Annotated in this window: 4 protein-coding genes and 1 pseudogene; 3 read left to right on the forward strand and 2 right to left on the reverse strand. The window is 64.4% G+C overall.

Annotation, left to right across the window (positions count from 1 at the left end):
• Positions 1–258: integrase core domain-containing protein (locus tag AB4Z09_RS28765; RefSeq protein ID WP_442241354.1), on the forward strand; the 258-nt coding region annotated here is incomplete at its 5' end.
• Positions 259–491: 233 nt separating this feature from the next.
• Complete coding sequence (locus tag AB4Z09_RS28770; protein ID WP_174910722.1) at positions 492–1,526, forward strand: alpha/beta hydrolase; 1,035 nt, start codon at positions 492–494, stop codon at positions 1,524–1,526.
• Between the two features lie 155 nt (positions 1,527–1,681).
• Here AB4Z09_RS28770 and AB4Z09_RS28775 read toward each other — a convergent pair.
• Positions 1,682–2,807: pseudogene (locus AB4Z09_RS28775) on the reverse strand (IS30 family transposase).
• A gap of 862 nt (positions 2,808–3,669) precedes the next feature.
• Complete coding sequence (locus AB4Z09_RS28780) at positions 3,670–4,029, reverse strand: hypothetical protein (protein ID WP_147283610.1); 360 nt, start codon at positions 4,027–4,029, stop codon at positions 3,670–3,672.
• A gap of 380 nt (positions 4,030–4,409) precedes the next feature.
• On the opposite strand from AB4Z09_RS28780, the gene AB4Z09_RS28785 reads away from it, so the two are divergent.
• Positions 4,410–4,750: ATP-binding cassette domain-containing protein (locus tag AB4Z09_RS28785; protein WP_442241355.1), on the forward strand; the 341-nt coding region annotated here is incomplete at its 3' end.

Here is a 4,750-nt window from a genome sequence, read left to right on the forward strand (position 1 = left end):
TCGATCGGCGCCACCGGCAACAGCTACGACAACGCCCTCGCCGAATCGATCAACGGCCTCTACAAGACCGAACTGATCAAGGCCCAGGGCCCGTGGCGGACCGTTGACCAGGTCGAAGTCGCCACCCTCGAATGGGTCGACTGGTTCAATCACCGGCGGTTGTACGAACACTGCGGCGACCTGCCGCCGGCCGAGTATGAAGCCCTCTACTACCGTGATCACCGAACTCAGCCCATCGCTGAGTTCTCAAACTCGTAAGTCTCCAGACATGCCGGGGCGATTCAACCTGCGATGTCGCGCGGTCGGTGTGGAGTGAATTGGCGGGTGAATCCCGGGCCTGTCACGCCAATCAGGACATTCACCGCTCTTCAGTCGGTAATGTGCTGTCCGAATGCTGTGCCCCGGGGGAGGCTCGGTGCCGAGTTGATGACCGCCCGTGAGCACATTCGGTGTAGCGCGGCATGTTCAAGGTTCAAGGGGAGGACGTTCGCATGAGGAATTCCAAGGTCGGGCGCGCCCGGGTTCTGGCGGCCGCGGTAGTCGTGTCCGCGGCCTCGCTGCTCGCGGTGCCGGCCACGGCGTCCGCCGACAACGGCGCCCCCGCCACCTTCGGCGCCTCCGGCGCCTACCTAGCGAAGTCCACCAAGAACTCCGACCGCAAGGTCACCATCTCGGTGTATTCGCCGTCGATGGACCGCAACATCCCCCTCGAGGTCATCCTGCCCGCCGATCGCAGCCAGCCGCGCCCGACGCTGTACCTGATCAACGGCGCCGGTGGCGGCGAGGACTCGGCCACCTGGCAGCGCAATGCCGACATGATGGACTTCTTCAAGGACAAGAACGTCAACGTCGTCACCCCGCTCGAGGGCGCCTTCAGCTACTACACCGACTGGCAGAAGGACGATTCGAAGCTCGGCCGTCAGAAGTGGCAGACCTTCCTGACCCAGGAACTGCCGCCCGTCATCGACGCCGAGTTCGGCACCAACAAGGTGCAGTCCGTCGCTGCGATCTCGATGACCGCCACCTCGGTGCTCAACCTGGCGATCGCCAAGCCCGGCTTCTACAAGAGCGTCGGCTCGTACAGCGGCTGCGCCGAGACCAGCACCTGGGCTGGACAGAACGCCATCCGGCTCGTCACCGGCGTCCGGGGTGGCGTCGACGTCACCAACATGTGGGGCCCGCTCGACGGGCCCGGCTGGGTGCAGAACGATCCGGTCGTGAACGCCGAAAAGCTCCGCGGCACCGAGCTCTACGTCTCCACCGGATCGGGGCTGCCCGGCCCCCACGACCAGTTGAACAGCCCCGGTATCGACGGCAAGCCGCTCGCCCAGGCTGAGCGGGTAGTCGTCGGCGGCGTGATCGAGGCGGCCACCAACTACTGCACCCACAACCTCGCCAACCGCCTCGCCGAGCTGAAGATCCCCGCAACGTTCGACTTCAAGCCCACCGGCACCCACTCGTGGGGCTACTGGAAGGACGACCTGCACAACTCCTGGCCGATGATCGCCCGCTCGATGGGAATCTAGGCCGAAGCCTGGAGCGACATAGTCTGTGGACGGAGCTGGCAATCACGCGCCAGCTCCGCCCAGCACTTCCAGCGCCACGTGGATAACCATGGCGCCGCACTTTTTCCCGGTTGAACCGTCGGTCATGTCGAATCCGTGAGCGTGGCTGCCCGCTTCTAGTTGCCGGACACAAGGGCGGCGAACTGATCGGCCGGAGTATCCCAGCCGAGCGTTTTGCGGGGGCGGTCGTTGAGTTCGGCGGCGATGGTATCGAGGTGTTCTCGACCGCGGACGGACAGGTCAGTGCCCTTTCGGGAAGTATTGCCGCAGTAGGCCGTTTGTGTTCTCGTTCGATCCTCGCTGCCAGGGGCTGGCGGGATCACAGAAGTAGACGGGGATGTCGGTGGCGATCGTGAACGAGTGGTGGGCGCCCATCTCGCTGCCCTGATCCCAGGTCAGCGACCGAGTCAGATGCGGGGCAGAGTTGCGACGGTCTCCACCAAGGCATCCCGCATGAGATCGGCGCTGCGTCCGCGGGGAAGATGCACCAGCATCACGTAGCGGGTGGCCCGTTCGACCAGCGTGCCGATGGCCGACGCGCCGTCCTTACCGATGATCAAATCGCTTTCCCAATGGCCGGGCACGGCCCGGTCGTCGACCTCGGCGGGGCGGTCGCTGATCATCACCATCGGGGTGGCGAAACGAGGCTGACGCTGCTGAGCCTGGCGGCGAGGTTTGCGGCGAGCGCGTCCAGTACGCAGAACCTGGTCCAGTTCGCGGCGTAGCTCGCCGCACCCCTGGACATACAAGGCCTGGTAGATCGTCTCGTGGACCACGTGCATCTCCGGTTGCCGGGGGGAAGGCTGCCTGGAGAGCTTGGCAGATCTGCTCCGGACTCCACCGCTTATCGAGGTGGGTTTGGATGAACTCCCGTAGCTCGGGGGTTCGGCCGATCTTGCCGGTCTTGGGACGGGGCCGGCGGGCATCGGCGCGGGCCTGGGCTGCGTGCGGCCGGTACTGGCCATTGATCGGATGCCTGTTGCGGCGGATCTCCCGACTGATCGTCGACGGGCTGCGCCCCAGCTCGGCCGCGATGTCTCGGATCGTGGCCTTCTCCCGCAACCGATCCGCGATATGGATGCGGTCGGCTTCACACAGGTAGCGGGAAGGACCAGGTGGAGGCGCCACCGCAGTCACCGGTGGCGCCCCGTTGGCCCTGCCTGACGGGGCACGCCCGTTGCGCCACCGTTTACCTGTCCGGCGGTTGATGCCTACGATCCGGCAGGCCTCTGCGTTGCTCACACCCTGCCGCATGAGCTGAAAGTAGACACGCCACTCCTCGGACAGAGGCCGTCGCCCCCGGTTCTCCGAGCGATCCCGGATCTGGAACACCATCGCACTCCCCATACTGGAGTGTTGCGACGACCACTAGAACTCAAGGAAAGGTGCCGGGGCCGCGAACTACCCTTACCGGCTCAGCTCTCTTCGCGACGAGAGTCTTCGGTTCGCGGGATCTCAGCGACACTCCACCCCGTGAAGAACCGACGAGCATTGACCAGGTAGCCCTGCAAATGCCGGAGCAACGCCCCCACCTCCCAAAACTGCAGATTCATACCCAATGGTCCCCTATCTCCCGACACTCACCCCGGACATGACATCAACGCAGGTCAGACACAAAAGAGCCCCACACCTAGAACAGAAGCCAAGCCTGTAGGGGTCTCTTGTCTGCGGTACTCACCGACCGCGGCGGCCCCGCTGCTGGACTCTCGACCGCGCTACAAGCACCACGACCGCACCACCACACACCATCGACGAGACGAACACATATGCAGCCACGCCCCACGACTGCTGCGCCGCACTCGTGGCGGTCAACGACGTCGTCAGCACGAATACAGCAACAACACTCTGCCGAGGTGCCGCCCGCCAAGTCTCACGAAACCACGATCCCACTTCGTACCCACCCCCTTACCTCCGAGTGTGCCACCACCCCTACACAACTGAGCCACACGACGAACCCCCACACCAAGCTCGAACACCGCCGCCCACCGGGCATCACCCCACCCGCCGGCCCCACCGGGACATGCCATCACCCCAACTCAGCCCACGAAAAGCCCCCACACACCCGAATCGGGTGTGTGGGCCGTCGACTGCTCAGCTCAGCAGATCACCACTGCTGGATGACGTCGAACCGACTGCCCCAAATCGCGGGATCGCTCACGTCGAACTGAATGTATCCCCCACGAGCGACAGCCTCGTCGATCAACTGCTGGGCCGTGGCGTCCACATACGGCAGTGGAGAGTCGTAGATCGACCCCTCACCGACAGCCATACCGATCCACTCCAGCGGAACAACTACGTCGATCGCATTGCCGACGCCCAGATCACGCAGAATCCGAGTCTCGTTGTGGTCGAACGAAATCCCCTGGTAGCCCTCCCCCGAGCGCAGGTAAGCGGCCGACGCAGTACCGGCCGCAGTGACCATCAGCCCCGCCGCAGCAGCAGGAATCAGAGCAGCAGCGATCATGCGAATATGAGACATCAAGAATTCCCCTCCAGACATACCAGCCACATTACCGGCCGGTAAGTTTACTATCGAACCGCATCGTAGCCGAGACTCCCGGACCACCCCCGGCAGCCCTTAAACCCACTCGGGACGGCCCTCCGCCCAGGTCACGGTACGAAAGGCCCCCGCATGCCACCCCGCCGGGACATGTCATCAACGCCGGTCACGCAGCAACGGCCCCACACCCGTCAGGGCGGATTCTAGGGGTCGTTGCAACACAATTGTTGTGTGCTGAGGTTAGCGAAGCGCTGGCGGGCGATCCGAGCCGAGCGCTTCACAAATCTCAAACATGCCTACCGACCGGCTTTTGATCGTCGCGGTCGTCGGGCAGTATGGCCCTCATGATTGAAGTGGGGGAATTAACAAAGACTTACGGGTCGACGAAAGCGGTGGACGATCTCACGTTCTCCGTGAAGCCGGGCATCGTCACCGGCTTCCTCGGCCCGAACGGTGCCGGTAAGTCGACGACCATGCGGATGATCCTGGGCCTCGACACGCCGACGTCGGGCACCGCACTGATCGAGGGGGTGCCGTACCACCAGCTGAAGCAGCCGCTGCGCACCGTCGGCGCGCTGCTCGACGCAAAGTGGGTGCACCCCAACCGGTCGGCCAAGGCACACCTGCAGTGGATGGCGGCGGCCAACTCGCTGCCCGCGTCGCGCGTCGACGAGGTGCTGCGCCT

Source organism: Rhodococcus sp. TAF43 (genome assembly GCF_052113525.1).
GTDB lineage: Bacteria > Actinomycetota > Actinomycetes > Mycobacteriales > Mycobacteriaceae > Prescottella.

Bases quoted from the DNA above. Each gene is read 5' to 3' on its own strand.
- AB4Z09_RS28770 (WP_174910722.1), top strand. From the start codon at position 492: ATGAGGAATTCCAAGGTCGGGCGCGCCCGGGTTCTGGCGGCCGCGGTA.
- AB4Z09_RS28780 (WP_147283610.1), bottom strand. From the start codon at position 4,029: ATGATCGCTGCTGCTCTGATTCCTGCTGCTGCGGCGGGGCTGATGGTC.